The following is a 15,486-nucleotide window of genomic DNA, read 5'->3' as shown; positions in this document are numbered from 1 at the left end:
GCGACCAGGATCAGTCTAGACGAACTGACTGTGCGGCGAACGCCAGAAAGGCCCGCCGTAGCGGGCCAGTTACTCTGTGCTGTGGGAGATCCACCATGAATATGTGTCCGAGGGGGGACTCGAACACCTGTTCGTTGCATCCATGCGCAGGATGCGTGCTCATGCGACGACCATAGCTCCGCCTAACGACGAAGCGCCAGCGTGTGACGGGCGCCCGTGATGAGCAGACCGGTTGGTTAGTCACCTGGCCGAATCCGGGTTCGTGTGAGCCGGTCAATGATTTGGCTCGGCAGACAGCCGTGCTCGATCATTACCGATCTGACGTGTTGCCGGAGCTGGTGCTCGGTTTGAATGCCCACTGCACTGGTCAGGACGTTGCGCCACACGGCGGAGATGTCGCCCGCGATCTGATTGATCTCCTCTGTCGACGCCAGGTAGACGTTGGGATTGGCTACTGGCGCGTGCTCGGGGGCGACCGTGAGTCGGTCCGACAGAATGATCGCCGGGCTACCCGCTGGCGGATGATCCATGCTGCGGTCGTGTGCCAGCTGATCAAGCTGGGTGTTGGCCTGGCGGAGATCCTTAAGAGGCAGCAGGCCGTCGGGATGCTGTTCGGACTTCGCCTCAACTGTCATCCACATGGCTGTGTCCCAGAGCCACGCCGAATCACAGCGTCCTTGTCCCTTCGGTTTGGATGCCTCGGCACCGAGGAACGATCCCAGCTTTGTCAGTCCTGTCTCATAGGTCGACGACCTATCCTGGGCAAGCGCCTCACGCATTGCGGCGAGATCGTCGGTGATTTGCTTGGGCCGCAGTTGGCCGCGGAGACGTGCCGCGATGGCGTTGACAGCGACGACGTCCATCGCAACGAGCGGAGCCTCCTCTGTTCCTGGTAGCTCTCGCATCTCCTTCAGCCAGGTTCCGCGATGAGATGCTGCGACGGCTTGGCGCACGAGTTCACGGGCGCGGCCACGTTGTGCTTCGGACTCCGCGCCAAGGTGGAGCCACATGGCGGCGATGTACAGCAGCAGCCCGCGGTATCCGCGGGTCGTGTCGCCGCCGCTTCCGACCTGACGGGCTGCTTCCTGCAGCTGTTCGCTGGCGCCGAGCCAGTCCTCGCGGAAGGCGAGCGCCCAGGCTTCAACCTCCAGCGCCGCTGAGTTTCCGAGCGCTGCGGCGGCAGGTGAGGCGACCTTGACAGCGTCCTGCCGGAACTCGGCCATCATCGGTTCGCCCAGCTCACGCCAGTCAGTATCATGGGCGAGGAACATCTCGACGTTACCGATGACGTCATCGGGATCTGTTCCGTTGCTGTTCTTCCAGCCGAAGTCCACCTCGGCCTGCAGGTCTGGCTCGAGCGCCAGGCGGTTGTCGGGGCGGCTGAAGTACCGGGTGATGTCCGACCCGATCACGACGACGACGGCATAGTCGTTCGGTCCGCGAGTGCACCGCCCGGCGCCCTGCACGATGCGAGTCCGGAGACGCTCGGCAAGAGCGACGCTGGCATCGGCACGTTCACTGAGGAACTTCTCTTGCAAACTGACCGCGTCCGGCTTGCCGCCGAGGACGACGATGCGGCACGCCTTCCCAGGAAGGTCGAGCCCGTCGTAGCGGTTCGTCAGGCCGAGAACGCCGGACGGCGAGTTCGCGAACACATCGAGTCCGTGCTCGACGTCGGCGCGGCCCATGACCGGTATGCCCTTGCCCGCCAGTCCAGCCGCTGTCTGCGCAGTCCGCGCAATCGTCTCCTGAGAGAGTATGAGGGCCTTGTTCGTGGTTCCGACGATGCGCTTGGTCAACCCGGCAGCATCCCCGCCGGGCGTGAGATCCGGAAATACGAAAAGTCGCCGCCCCGAACGCGGTGAGGTTTTCGTGGGAAGCGGCATTCGGACGATCTCGGCCCGACCGAAAGCTCGCTCAAGCTCACCGCCCGATCCCAGCGTGGCCGAAAGGTAGATCCGCTGCCTGGCACGCGAGAAGACCCGATTCTCGAAGGTTGGAGGAATCATCGGGCGGATCTCGATCCCGCCGTACGAAAGGTAGACGCAGCACGACGCGAGCCCCGAACGGATCATCGCGAACTGAAACATATACGGTTCCGGCAACTGCGCTAGGGCGATGTCGAGCTTCGCGAGGGCAGTTGGGTCGACAGCAGGCAGGATCAGGCGCACCTGGTGATGAGCTCCGGGGTCCGGTGGACCCTGGAGCCGCTGGAGGAGGAGCCCGGACAGGAACGGCGACAGAGCTGCTAGTACCTCGAGGTATGTCCCTATGTCCTTATCGCGCCGGATCGTGACGCCGTATTCCCCGCCAACGAACTGCTCACCGGCGTGCGCGTCATCGAAGATGAGAAGTCGAGGCTCCGGAAGCTTCGGGCTGCTATTAAAGACGGCACTGTAGGTTGTGACACCGACCGCTTCTCCACCTTCGATAGCACTCTGGTCCCCGACGTCCCAAGTTTTGTGGTTGCCGATCAGGAGTGCGCCGGGCACACCCTCGCGTTGCGATGCCGCTAGAACCTGGCGGGCCAGCTGCTTGGTCGGCGTGGCGTAGAGGACCGGACCTTCGCCCATCCGGCGTATCCACTCGGCGATAAGGAGACCCGGGAGGGTCTTGCCGGATCCGGTAGGAAGTTCAAGCGCGAGATCCGGCGCATCTCGGTGGCGCTCGGCATATGCACGGATGACATCGCCCTGGTGGAGCCAAAGGCCGTCGACCGCCTCAGTGGTACGGGGCAGCGTGCCGCTGAGATAGAGCTCCTCAGGAGAGGAGAAATGCTGCTGGACACGCTTCGACTTCCCCTGGAACGCCATTGTCAGTGATCCGCCTTTCGAGGCTCCGTGCAGTCTCCAACTCTCCTCAGTTTGGCGCAGGAGCCTGCAACTTCTCTGGGAGCCCTTACCGTTGGTGAGATGTCGCAGATACAAGGGCTCGTGTTACGGATGTCACCGGCGCGAACATCGCGGTGTAGTCCGAGTCTAGTGAGTACAGCGGCCAAGGCCGTTTTGCGCTGTCGTGGATGAACAGCACCCCGTTCGGCGCGGCCGCGGGCGACGACCTCGAGGGACTCGCGGGTCGAGTTCGGCAGCATGTCGGTGCGGACACGGCCGTGCCTGGCAACGGTCAACGGAACGTTGGCTGTGACGGCCACCGGCGAGGCCCAGCGGGCCATTAGTACTTCCAGGTGGTGCCGGTGTCGCGGTACTGCTCGACCGGGATCGGCTCGACCCCGATCCGCATCTGGTCGGTGTAGAGGTGGCCGTGCAGGTGGTCGACCTCGTGCGCGACGAGGCGGGCGACTCCGCGCTCGAACACAGCGATCTTCGTCTGCCCGTCGATGTCGATGTGCTCGACGTGGATCACGTGCGAGCGGGGAACTTGGCCGCGGACGTCGAAGAAGCTCAGACAGCCTTCGTACTGCTCGTCGACCTCGCCGGCGGACTCGATGATAGTGGGGTTGAACAGGGTGATCGCCTCGCCGTCCGGCGTTCGGACGATCGCCGCGGCTCGGTCTATCCCGATCTGGGGAGCGGCGATCCCCATGCCCTTGCCGAAGGTGTGGGCTTGGGCGACGCGTTCGGCGGCGGAGTTGAGCGCGGTTACAACGCGGCGGGCGTCCTCGGCCTCGGCCGGGAGGTCGAAGCGGCGAGCGACGCGACGCAGCGCGGGGTCAGTGTCCTGCACAATGCCGAGGGAGGCCATGACGGTGCTCGACGCAGGTGGAGGGCCATCCGAGTCGGCCGCGCGGCCCGCGAAGGCGCACGCGTCGAACTCGCAGTTCACCACACCGTGGTGGAAGGCAAGAAACTCATCTTCGGTGAATTCCAGCCGGTGAGCTGGAGGTGACTGCGAACGGTGAAGGCGCCTGTCACCATTTGTGAGCGTTTGTTGTCATCCAGTCCGTGCTGGGTCGAGCCGCAGCTGCGCGTGCCGCCGACCGAAGCCAAGGTCGAGCAGCTGTTCTCTGGCTGGCGCCTACCTTCGGCGGCTGGTGTGCGGTTGTATCGACCGTATGAGACCTCGAAGTGCGCTTGTCCTGGCTGCCGCGACGTTGGCGGGAGCGGCAGGTTGCAGCACGTCGGATGGCGGGTCATCAGCGCCTCCGCCCACGACGACCGCTTCGGTGACGTCGACCACTACGCCGAGCCCCGTGACCTTCCTCTGTGGAATGGACACGCGGGTGCCGAATCCGTCCGCGCCGCCTTACGCCGGTCACGGACCCCACCTCGTCGCGGGAGGAAAGAAGACCACCGGCGTATCCGACTTGATCGCATCATTCAGTCTCTACTCGCTCCCTTTGGAGTGGCGGGCCGATGCGTCCCAAGCCCAACTGGTCGTGTGCCTGGGCGGAGTACGGAAGCGGGACGCCATGCCGATCGGCACGTGCGAATGGGATATCGCGGAGGGTGATGTGTACCCGGCGACGTACACGTTCGAGGTGTACGAGGCGAAGACTGGTCGCAGTCTGGCAACCTTCCCGATCGCGAGCAGCGCCTCCGCCGATGCGTCGTGCCCGCCCACGGTGCATGTCGGGCCTGGCGAGGGCCGGGTCGCTGTAGCGCAAGGCGTCACCGAACAAACGTTAGTCTCCAAACTGAAGCCTCTCGTCATGCAGGACGCAGGCTAAGTCTGCCGCGTGCGCGGGCCAGCAGCTGCGGTGCAGAAGCGTCGAGGCCGCCATGTACAGTGCCTGTGGCCAGCCCGGTGAACACCCAGTTCCTGCCTGGTGACAACTATCGATCGCATGTGACAGATAGCTCTCACCGGCGCAAAGACGTACCTGCCGTCATGTCGTGCCGCTTTCTGGGAAGGGGATCGAACACATGTTCGTTGCATCCATGCTTAAGGATGCGTATTCATGCGATAGACCGTAGCTCCGCCTAACGATGAAGCCCTAGCACCCTAGCTGTCCGTGTCGACAAAGATCACGGTTAACGCGAATGGCGCACGACTTCGTGCACATGGCGGAACCCGGGAGTCAAAAGTGGCGCAACGTAGTTGCGTAGCTCACCTGGGAGGCGGCAGACGGATCGCAAGAAACCCGGTTTCTTTGAGAGATCGAAAGTGTCTGGCCGTGGGAGATTGAGATGATCCGAAAGCGTTCGGTTAGCCTCGCGACCAGTGTCAACGCCATCGATATCGTCATCTCCGACTTCGGCCGTGCAGTCACCCCGAAGCTGCTCACCGGCCAAGGTTCGCAGGAAGATCACCTGCGCGGGCCATTTGAGAGGATGCTGGCGGCGATGGCCAGAAGTCTAGGATTGTCGATCACGACGATTGGTGAGACCCGCCTGCCAAGCCTCGCGATCCGGCCTGACTACGCGGTCGACGTGGGAGGCGCTCGTGCTGGATATGTGGAACTGAAGAAACCTGGCCACGGCGTGCCGGGAACCTGGTCCCGCCCGAGCCTGCACGATCGCGAGCAATGGGAAAAGTTTCAGCTACTGCCAAATGTGCTCTACTCCGATGGTGAACAGTTCGCTCGTTACAGCTTCGGAAGGCTGCAGGGTGAGGTCGCCCGTTTAGCGCCAGGCTTGAACCATGCAGGCGAGAAGCTGCGCGCGGTCGGCACCGGCTTCGCTCGGCTCATGACCGACTTCCTGCTGTGGGAGCCCGAACGGCCCAGGACACTAGACGAGCTCGTGCGGCTCGTATCGAACCTTTGCCGGTTGTTGCGCGACGACGTGGCCGCCGAAGTTGCACGGGAACGAGCAGGGTCGTCGGAGTTGCGGACGTTCAGCGAGCTGGTGGCGGACTGGCGTCGGGTTCTTTTTCCGAATCTGACCGATACCGAGTTCGCTGACCAGTACGCTCAGACGATCACGTTCGGGTTGCTGCTGGCCCGGGTTGAAGGAGTGAGCTTTCAGGGGCGCTCGATCAGCGAGATTGCCCGCTTGCTCGGCAAGAAACACTCGCTAATGGGTCGAGCGTTGACCGTCCTCACGGACCAGCCCGAGGAAGAACACAGTGTCGCGCTCACAACGATGGTCAGAGTGCTGAGCGTGGTGGACTGGGCAGACTTTCCCGAAGACTCCTACGCCATGCTGTACGAAAACTTCCTGACGAAATACGATCCGGTTCTGCGCCGGAAGAGCGGAGTGTACTACACACCAGCCCCGCTGGTGTCGTTTCTCACTCGTTTCGTGGACGATGTGCTGCGGCAACGATTGGGACGCCCGCTCGGTTTCGCCGAGAAGGATGTGCTCGTGGTCGACCCCGCTATGGGGACAGGCAGCTTTCTCGCCGAGGTGATCAACGTCGTTGCGGCGACCATCGCTGCGGAAGAGGGTCCGGGCGCGGTGGCTCCGCATCTCCGTGAGTTGTCCAACCGGTTGATTGGATTCGAGAACCAAGCTGCTCCGTACGCGGTCGCCGAGTTGCGTATCCACGGCCTGCTGAAGAAGCGCCACCGGGCGGAGGTGCCGCAAAAGGAGCGCCGGTTCCTCGCCGACGCCCTGGATAATCCTGATATGCAGCTGCTTCCTCTGGGGAGAATGTACGAGGCGATTGAGCAGTCGCGACGCGGGGCCAACAAGGTTAAACGGGAAGAGCCGGTTATGGTGGTAATCGGGAACCCGCCCTACGCGGACAAGGCGAAAGGCACTGCGGAATGGATCGAGACTCCTAGTTCTACCCGGCAAGCACCAAGCTTGCGCGCATTCCGCAAGTTGGGGAACGGACGCCTTGAGTATGTGCTGTCCAACAAGTATGTCTACTTCTGGCGATGGGCGACCTGGAAGACATTCGATGCCCATCCCGAGCACCCTTCAGGAATCGCCGCTTTCGTATGCTCGGCGGGTTTCCTGGCAGGTCCGGGGTTCGCCGGAATGCGCGAGTACCTTCGCCGGACGACCGACGAGGGGTGGGTCATTGACCTGACCCCGGAAGGACACCAGCCACCGATGGACAGCCGATTCTTCCGCGGCAACCAGCAACCGATCTGCATCGCTGTATTTATCCGCCGAGGCGAGCCGTCACCCACTAGTCCGGCACGTATCTACCGCACCGTGGTAACCGGAACGGTCGAAGAGAAGGCGGCGTCTCTGGATGCTCTACGGCTGAACGATTCCCGGTGGGAAGCCTGCGCTGACGGTTGGGCCGACCCGTTCCAGCCTGCCGGGCCGGGATCATGGACATCGATGCCGTCGGTAGTCGACCTCATGCCCTGGGCCGTCCCTGGCGTCAAGCCAAATCGTACGTGGGTCTATGCGCCAGAACCAGAGACGCTACGGAAACGTTGGGCCGAACTCGTTCGCGCTCCGGTCGAGGCAAAACCGGCCCTGCTCAAAGAAACCACCGACACCAAGGTGAACTCCCAGATGTCGCTCCTCCCAGGGATGATCGACCATGCGGGCACCCTCGCTTTGGAAAGTTCGCCCTGTCCAGAGCCGAGAAGAATTGGCCACAGGTCGTTCGATCGAAAGTGGACCATTCCCGATGCCAGGCTGCATCACAGGCCAAGCCCTTCACTGTGGCTTACGGACTCGCGGAAGCAGATCTTCGTCGTCGAACAGCATGCACATCCGATCAGCGATGGCCCGGCTCTTGTCTTCTCCGCCTTGATCCCAGATATGCATTTCTTCATGGGGCACCACGGTGGCCGCGCGATGCCGCTATACCGGAACGCCGAAGCGACGATCGCAAACGTCACGTCCAAGTTGCTCGGCTTTCTCGCGGAGCAGCTCAACTGCGCGGCCACACCAGTCGACCTGGTCGCCTACCTGGCAGCGGTCGCCGCGCACCCGGGTTTCACCCGGCGCTTCGCGACAGAGCTGAAGACTCCAGGAGTCCGGATCCCAATTACCAGGGAACGCTCCCTGTGGAACGAGGCCATACAAGTCGGCAAGGAAGTGCTCTGGTTGCACACCTACGGTGAACGCTGCGCTGATCCTGCATCGGGTCGCCGAGCCGACGTTCCACGGATGACTGAGGGCCGTCCCAAGGTACTAGTGGAAATCCCTGACACCGACGACGGAATGCCCGAGAAAATGACCTACGACGAACCCACCCGAACCTTGCACGTGGGCGGCGGCCAGATCGCCCCGGTCGCTCCCGACGTGGTTGCGTACAAGGTTTCCGGCATGCCCGTGCTCAAGCACTGGTTCGGCTACCGAAAGAAGAACCCGGCCGGCAAACGCACGTCGCCACTCGACAGCACCATCGCCACGACATGGACACCGGCTATGACTACGGAACTGCTAGACCTGCTCAATGTGCTCGGCCGCTGTGTCGCGCTCGAACCGCGGCAGGATTCGCTACTCGATCGGATAACAGTTGGTCCGTTGATTACGATTGACGAGCTCATCGCCGCAGCGGTTCTGCCTGTGCCCGCCGCCGCCCGGAGGATCCCGAAGCCGAGTGGCGAACCAGACTTGTTCTCCACCGATTGACGCAAGAGCGATTCCAGGGAACTCCACCTCGTCACACCGCTTCGGATCACCTCAAGACCGCTAGACGATCGCCTCCTGATCACTGGGAGCAACGGCTGCTGCCGTACTAATTGAACTCGCCATCGCGGACCCCGCTGCGAAAGGCGTTCCACTCGGAGGGAGTGAAGATCAGGACGGCGGCGTGGCCGAATTTGCGCATCACGGTGTAGGTCATGCCGTCGGTGTGAGGCACGAAGGCAATCTCAGCCTCGGAACCAGCGGATTCCCAGTGGGCGTCACTTAAGTCCAGTTTGTCACGGATATCTGCCTTGTCGTCCATGACAAGAGCGTAAGGGCCCTCGGCGCCGCGGCGCCGAGGGCCCTTACTGTTCCGGCTAGTCGTCCAAGGTGTCGAAGAATCGCGCTACCTCACCGAAGGGAACCACATTCTGGTCTCCGGTTTCCATGTCCCGGACTGTCACGTTGCCTGTCTTCTGCTCTTCCGGCCCGTACAGCAGAACCCAACGTGCGTTCTGGTCGTTGGCCCACTTCATTTGCTTGCCCAACTTGCCCGAGCTGCCGAGGTAAACGGCTGTCCGGAGCCCGTTGGTACGGAGCTGGTTCGCCAGGCGCATAACCTCGTCCTCGGCCCCCAGGACAGTGAGGGCGACGTCTAGGCCGTGCTCCACCGGCCGTTCGGCTTCCTGGATCGCGAGGATGCGTTCGATTCCGATTGAGCCACCGCAGGCGGGCATGTCCGGCCCTCCCAGCTTGGCCACCAGCTCGTCGTACCGGCCACCAGAGGCAATGGACCCAGGGAATCCTGCAGCGGTGACCTCGAAGATCGGCCCCGTGTAGTAGTCCAGCCCTCGGACCATGCGCGGGGTGAACGCGACCCTGCCCGCTGGCAACCCCTCGGTGAGCGTGAGCAGGCGGTCCACTTCGGCAAGACCGCGCCGCCCGCGCTCGGTGGTGTCGAGTTGCTTGCGAACTCGATCGGTCTCCGGAGCGGTGACGTCGGCTACCAGACCTTCGGCGGCCTCTGTGGGCAGGCCGCGATCGACCAGTTCGGTGACCACGGTGTCCGGTGCCAGCTTGTCCAACTTGTCCAGTGAGCCGAGCACCTTCGCGCCCAGCTCTGGGGCAACGTGGTACGCCTCAAGGAGCCCGTGAAGCGCCTGCCGTGAGTTGATCTGGAACGTGAACTCCTTGATGCCCAACGCCTCTAATCCACCGTTGAGAGCCCAGACGATCTCGGCGTCGGCCAGCGGTGACGCCGATCCGAAGGTGTCGATGTCGCACTGGACGAACTCGCGGAAACGACCGCGAGCGGCCCGGTCGGCGCGCCACACGTTGCCGATGACGTACCGCTTGAACGGCGACGGCAGGCGGCTTCCATGGGTGACCACTGCCCGAACCGCCGGAACGGTGTGGTCGTAGCGGAGCGCGAAGTCTGCTTCACCTGAGGCTTCCTTCGCGCCCCGCTTCATGATCTTGAAGATGAGGCTGCTGGCTTCCTCACCGAGCTTGCCCGCGAATGTTTCCAGCCGCTCGAACGCGGGAGTCTCCAGCGGGTCGAAGCCATAATGCTCGAACACCGTGCTGACCCGCTCGAACGCGATCCTGCGGCGACGTACGTCATCGCCAAGGAAATCGCGGGTGCCTGACGGTGGCTCGACCTTCGCCATGAACTGTCCTTCGTCCGCATAGTGGGTTGGGCGTCCATTCTGACTGACCCCGCACCGTGGGGCGCTGGCTGGGCCCCTGGACCGTGTCAAGGGCCAAGACGCAGGTCGGCGCCAGCTCAGGCTGGTTTCGCCCAGTCCGGGAAGAACTTGCGAAGGAGGCCGAGCACCTGCTGTTCGGCTCCAGGTTCACTCATTCCGGTCCGCATCAGCGGCGTGCCGTCCACGGGTGCCAGCTGCTCCCACCCGCCGATCTCGTCCATGAGTCCGCGTACCCCCTTCATCAGGGACAGCCCGATCTCGGGGCCGAGGGCGTCCAAGCAATGCGCCAGGAAATAGATAGCCGACCGCTGCGGGGTCGTTGAGTCCACCCGTTCCCGGTAGTTGCTCGCGCTATAGCGCGGGTAGCAGGCGTCGAGCAGGTGCTTCGGGATCTCCCAGAGCGGGAAGAGACAGTTCACGTCGCCCATCCGTCGGACCGGGTATGGCAAGGGCTTGCGGCCATTCATCAGGCAGAACAGCAGCTCGGCGAGCAGGTCTTCCCGGTTGTACCCGACCGCGAGGTTATTGGCTCCCAGCTCCCGGCAGAGACGTCGGCCGACCAGGTTGACGAAGAACGTGCCGAAGAAATGCACGGTGTCTGGGCCGTAGTCGCGCCGAAAGGCCTCCCATAGCTCGGCCGGGGAACTGCTCATGCCGAGGAGGTCGGTCATGTCCCTGGCGTATAAGACGCGGTGCTCGAACCCGGCCCGATCGCACAGCGCGCGGGCTCGGTTGACTGCGGACTCCGGCCACAGCGGCTCCATCGCCAATGTGAAGCACGTGATCCCCGAGGCCGGCAACTCTGACGCCTGAACGAACTTGGTGAGCCCATAGACCAGTGTGTTGCTGTCGCCTCCGCCGGAGATGCCCGCCATGATCGGCGTGGTGACTTGGTGTGCCTGCAGGAAGGCGACGATCTGGTCGGAGACCACTTCTCGCAGGGTTCTGTCGTCTACGAGGTGGACTCGGCTCAGCGGCTCGCGACGGCCGTACTCGATGTCCAGCAGCCCTGCCACGGGTGCTTCGTCCCGTTCGACGACCTCGATGTTGGGGCTGCGCAGGGTATCGATGTCGGTGTTGCGGATACACCGCAGGACTACGTTGTGCCTCGCCGGTACGTCGGTCAGGAGGGTGGTTATGGGAATTGCCACGAGATCGGTTTCGGACCGTGCCTCGTAGGCTTGAAACATGCTCGGCGGGAGCCGGTTGGCGAGCAAGATCTCCGCCAACGACAGCTCCTCGGGCGGCCTGATCAACCGCGAGCCAGCGGTGAATTCCAGGGTGACACGCTTCCAGTCAGTCAACTCGTCCTCCATAGCTGGCTCGCGGCCGGATCGGTTACAGGTGTGCGGTTAGCGCGACCGGGGTCATGAACTCCTCAAGGCGGCAAGGCGTCATCCGGTCCAGCGCTCCTGCCTCCGGAAGGGCCCTAGTGACCAGACTGGCCAGCTCGGAGATGTCGGCCTGCTCGACCGGGGATACGGCCGGGAAAAGATCGGTTGTAGCGGACAAGGGATCTTCCTCTCGTTGGTGGCACCGTAAATATTTACGGTGCCACCAACGTACTGCGAGAGTCGCGATCCGTGTACCCGTTGTAACCAACATGGACTAGCGCGGGGGGCCATCCCGTACGCTCGACGATGACCGCCAACGGGTCCGGCGGTACAACGAAAGCGGCCCCCTCGCTCCAGGTCCGTAGCCAGTGCGAGGGGGCCGTTCTTCCTTGATCGGTCGGGAGTTAGTGCAAGCCGAAGCGCTCGTCGCTCACGGCCGCGGTCAGCGCCGTCCACCCGGACTTACTCAGCCGCAGGATAGGACTGCGCTTCCCGAGCTTCGAATCCCTGACCACAACGCCGCCGTCGTCAGGAAGTTCTGCTACTTCAACGCACTCGCCGCCGCCGTTGCTGTACGAACTCGTTCGCCAGTGCAGCTGCTCGTGCAGCTGTTCGTCAGGCACTTGGGTGAAATCAGGGCCGGACATGGTTACTACTCCTTGCGTTCAACCGTCCGCCTTGCCCGGATCTTCTTGATCCACTCGACGGACGGTTCCGGGTCCAACGCGAGCGTCAACACGCGCTTGAAGTTCAGGGTATACGCCTTGACCTCGGCCTCATCCTCGATGTACAGCCCCGAGTTCAGATTGTCCAGGTACACGGCTGCCGCATCGCCTTCGTCGAACTGAATCAGGTGGTAGGCCGAGCCGAAGCCCGGGTACTCGCCGATCGACTTGGGGATGACTTGGACTGTGACCGTGGGGAACGCGGCGGCGGCCACCAGGTGATCGAGCTGTTGGAGCATCGTGTCCACTCCGCCGATGTTCTGCTCGAATGCCGACTCGTGGACCAGCGCGTGCAGCTTGATCGGGTTGGCCTTGTCTGTGAGCCGGGATTGACGTTGCTGGCGCAGCCTGCTGCGTTCTTCGACCAGGGTCTCGTTCGGTTCAGCAAGCCAGGACCGGAGCAGTGCAGTGGCGTAGTCCGCTGTCTGCAACAGGTCCGGAATCAAGCTCATCTGGACGTTGCGAAGCGATGATGCTTCAGCCTCCGTCTCAACGAAATCGGCGACGTCGCCGCGAAGTGCGTCGCCGCTGTATGACCGCCACCATGCTTCCTGTTGCTCGCCTTTGCGGGCATAGGTGACCACGCGGTCTCGTTCGACCTCGTCAACGTGCAGCATCGTGGCGATCGCGATGATCTCGGCAATTGGCGTGGGCTTCGCCGCCGTGAGGTAGAAGTTGAGCTTGGTCGCCGACCAGTCCAGCTGCTTGGCGAGCGCAGCCTGACTGGTTCTCGGCTTGGCGTTGTCCAGCCATCCCCGCAGTTCGCGCGCGACTCGGCGCTGGCGAACGTTGACCTTCTTCGCTCCGGACTTCTCGTCGACCAACGTGGACCTCCACCTTCCCTGTGCCGCTGACCAGCGAACGGCGCGCGGCGACACGGCTGTCACTAACCCGTCTGAGTGAAATATTTACTGAAGCTTACCCTTTACGGATGCGAGATGTAAATATTTACCCCTGCAATGCATCAACGCGGAGGACACAGGGTAGTAGACCGCCCCTGGGGCTCTGTGTAGGTGACGCTAAGCCGGGGCTGACCAGCGCTGGCCCGTCTGAAGGGAGATCCCCCGTGGTCGAAGCCCTATCCGGTGCTTTGCCCGAGGGCACGACGACTATCACGTGCCGCAGTGTGGCAGGCAAGGTCAGTTCCGTAAAGATTTACAGCGAACACGGCAAGGTTGTACTCACCGCTCCGCCCGGAGAGTCCGCGGAGTTCACTGTCCACGATGCCCAGGCGGCAGGACAGGCGCTGATACAGCACGCGATTCGTGCGAGCAAACAGCCGTCTAGTAAGCCGCCCGAGCCCGCCTGATCATCCAGCCACCCCGAGGGCGTACGAAGCGCGGCGCGGAAGCGCCTTCGGGGACATTGGCGGCGGGCGGGCGGGGTCGAGCCCGACGGCGTGCACATCCCGCCTCCCTGAGATGCACGCTCAGGCACCCCCGCCCGCTCGCCGCCTCCAAGCGGCGGCGGAGATGGCTTCCTCCCCCGACGAGTCATCTCCGCCGCTGTCCAACCCCTGCGAGGTGTCCGACATGACCAATCAGGCCGATCGCTTGTGGACGTCCCCCTACACCGATGGGGGCGACGACGGCCGCCAGCACGAAGTCACCGACGAGGCGCTTCAAGCCGCCCGCGAGCTAGGCGTTCCCGTGGTCGCGGTGTGCGGCCATGAGGTCCAGTGGTCGCCCGCCACCACCCCGCCCGGCTCTGCATGCCGTCTCTGTCTGCTGATCGTTCGGCGGTCCCGCGACCAACAGCGGAATGTTCAGCAGCTCGTGCAGGTGCCCGTCCAGCGTGGACGAGCACCACGGCATCGGCGGACCCGCACGCCCCGTCGGTCCCTCTTTCATCTCCGCAGCGAATACGCAGGGAGGGCGTCACGATGAGCGCTGACGAGTCGAGGCCGGCGGAGGCCGCAGCCCCGCCGGACTACGCGGCCGAAGCCGAAGCCATGGAAGACCTCGCCCAGGCGGGCTTCCAAATGGTGCACGCTTCCGGCCCCGAGAGCGCCCCGGACCAGCTCACCTATGCGCGGTCTTTCGGCGAGCACACCGACTTTGTCTACCTGGCACTGGACGAAGGCACCTACTCGATGGCGGTCCGGTACCCGATGGTCATCAACTCCAGGAACTTCGAGGAGGCATCCGGTGAGGTGCCCCTGCCGCCGGTTGACCACGCGAAGCCGGGTGGCATCGTCGATGTCATCCGGGAAGTCCTGGAGTGGCCCCGTGGCTGACGCACTCCCCGATCTCGACTGGGCGCTGGAGAACCTCAAGTTCCGCGACATCGAGCACCACCCGATCTACGGCCCGCTGCTTGAACAACTTCTGGTGAAGCGCTTCCGCGCGAAGATGTCGCAACTGGCCCTCGCCGAGCGGTTCGGCTTTCCCCTCGCCGGTGTCCGCCGGATTCTGCGCAGGGGCGGCGCTCTCACCTCGAGCCCCGAACCCAAGTCAGAACAACTCGTACCTGATCCCATCGCCACGCCTGAGGAAGCCCCGGCCGAGGAGCTGACCGCCGTGCACGTGTCTGAGGAAACCCTGGAGCGGTTCGCGAAGAGTCTCGGTGAGGCGATCCGGTCTGAGCGGACCGGCCGCGGGTGGACCCGCAAGGACATGCGGCACGAGATGGGCACCGATCGGACACTGCAGACTCTCGGGACGCACGAGCTAGGGACCAGGGTGATGTCGGTCTGCCAGTTCGCCGAGTACTGCCGGGTGCTGGACGTACGGCCTGGCCTGATGTTCGACCGGGTGTATGGGGAGGTCTTCGGTGCGCCGGACGACGCCGAGGTCACAGTGGACTTGGACAAGCTGGCCAGGTCCGAGCACCCGAACCTTGCCCGTTGGGCGGAGCTGCGGCTGGTGGAACTTCCTGCGTCTGCCAACGGATTGCTGGCACTTGCCCGCCACGCCCAGGACACGCTGGCCGCGTTGTGTGGCTTCGACCGACGTCAGCTCCTCGAGATCCTGAGCGCGGCCTGACATGTCCGGCGAGGAGGGGCGTCACGCGCAGAACTTTCAGCCGTGTCCAGCATTTGTGCCGTTCTTCCTCCGGCGCGAGGTCGTCATGCACAGGGTCCCGCAGCGGCTGATGCGACTGCTGCGCTGGGGTCGCATGTGGATCGGAGTGAGCGACTGCGGTGTCATGTGTTTCCCGCGGCAGGCGCTCCCGGAAGGGGCCGACATGTCGTGGTGCGCCACGTGTTTCCCGGCAGGCTTCCAGTGGCTGTAGTGACCCAGGATTGCCGAGGTCGACCCGTCCCCGAACAGAAGGAGCCGGTGGCGATGAGCAACTGGTTCCGGCCGTCCGCGGAGACCATCCGGTTCCG

11 protein-coding genes are annotated in these 15,486 nt (G+C 63.6%); 4 read left to right on the top strand and 7 right to left on the bottom strand.

The features are described from left to right. Positions 1 to 236: 236 nt before the first annotated feature. Positions 237 to 2,813, bottom strand: coding sequence for a DEAD/DEAH box helicase (locus tag ACZ3HL_RS13300; RefSeq protein ID WP_465530994.1), 2,577 nt, complete (start codon positions 2,811 to 2,813; stop codon positions 237 to 239). Between the two features lie 358 nt (positions 2,814 to 3,171). After that, positions 3,172 to 3,684: a peptide deformylase gene (locus ACZ3HL_RS13295; protein WP_465530992.1), complete on the bottom strand. Its 513-nt coding sequence runs from the start codon at positions 3,682 to 3,684 to the stop codon at positions 3,172 to 3,174. 484 nt (positions 3,685 to 4,168) lie between these two features. On the opposite strand from ACZ3HL_RS13295, the gene ACZ3HL_RS13290 reads away from it, so the two are divergent. Further along, the gene (locus ACZ3HL_RS13290; protein ID WP_465530990.1) at positions 4,169 to 4,627 is read left to right on the top strand and encodes a hypothetical protein; all 459 of its coding nucleotides are present in this window, start codon (positions 4,169 to 4,171) and stop codon (positions 4,625 to 4,627) included. Between the two features lie 460 nt (positions 4,628 to 5,087). Then, positions 5,088 to 8,390 carry a type ISP restriction/modification enzyme gene (locus ACZ3HL_RS13285; RefSeq protein ID WP_465530988.1) on the top strand — a complete coding sequence of 1,101 codons (3,303 nt, stop codon included), beginning with the start codon at positions 5,088 to 5,090 and terminating at the stop codon, positions 8,388 to 8,390. Between the two features lie 106 nt (positions 8,391 to 8,496). Here ACZ3HL_RS13285 and ACZ3HL_RS13280 read toward each other — a convergent pair whose 3' ends face one another. The 5 genes from ACZ3HL_RS13280 to ACZ3HL_RS13260 form a co-directional block, all read right to left on the bottom strand. Further along, complete coding sequence (locus ACZ3HL_RS13280) at positions 8,497 to 8,709, bottom strand: DUF397 domain-containing protein (RefSeq protein WP_465530987.1); 213 nt, start codon at positions 8,707 to 8,709, stop codon at positions 8,497 to 8,499. A gap of 55 nt (positions 8,710 to 8,764) precedes the next feature. Continuing rightward, complete coding sequence (hisS, locus tag ACZ3HL_RS13275) at positions 8,765 to 10,057, bottom strand: histidine--tRNA ligase (protein ID WP_465530985.1); 1,293 nt, start codon at positions 10,055 to 10,057, stop codon at positions 8,765 to 8,767. A gap of 116 nt (positions 10,058 to 10,173) precedes the next feature. Continuing rightward, positions 10,174 to 11,412 (bottom strand): tRNA lysidine(34) synthetase, encoded by a 1,239-nt coding sequence (locus ACZ3HL_RS13270; RefSeq protein ID WP_465530983.1) that lies wholly within the window; start codon positions 11,410 to 11,412, stop codon positions 10,174 to 10,176. A 422-nt stretch (positions 11,413 to 11,834) separates the two neighbouring features. Further along, positions 11,835 to 12,077 (bottom strand): DUF397 domain-containing protein, encoded by a 243-nt coding sequence (locus ACZ3HL_RS13265; RefSeq protein ID WP_465530981.1) that lies wholly within the window; start codon positions 12,075 to 12,077, stop codon positions 11,835 to 11,837. A gap of 5 nt (positions 12,078 to 12,082) precedes the next feature. Continuing rightward, the gene (locus ACZ3HL_RS13260; RefSeq protein WP_465530979.1) at positions 12,083 to 12,979 is read right to left on the bottom strand and encodes a DUF5753 domain-containing protein; all 897 of its coding nucleotides are present in this window, start codon (positions 12,977 to 12,979) and stop codon (positions 12,083 to 12,085) included. Positions 12,980 to 14,037: 1,058 nt separating this feature from the next. Here ACZ3HL_RS13260 and ACZ3HL_RS13255 point away from each other — a divergent pair. After that, on the top strand, positions 14,038 to 14,391 hold the full coding sequence (locus ACZ3HL_RS13255) for a hypothetical protein (protein WP_465530977.1): 354 nt from the start codon (positions 14,038 to 14,040) through the stop codon (positions 14,389 to 14,391). After that, positions 14,384 to 15,139: a hypothetical protein gene (locus ACZ3HL_RS13250; RefSeq protein ID WP_465530975.1), complete on the top strand. Its 756-nt coding sequence runs from the start codon at positions 14,384 to 14,386 to the stop codon at positions 15,137 to 15,139. The genes ACZ3HL_RS13255 and ACZ3HL_RS13250 overlap by 8 nt, the downstream gene beginning before the upstream one ends. The last annotated feature ends 347 nt before the right edge of the window (positions 15,140 to 15,486 follow it).

The organism is Amycolatopsis sp. NPDC000009, from assembly GCF_055563465.1.
The sequence above is the reverse complement of the archived record's forward strand: the minus strand, read 5'-3'. Positions and strand labels throughout refer to the sequence as shown.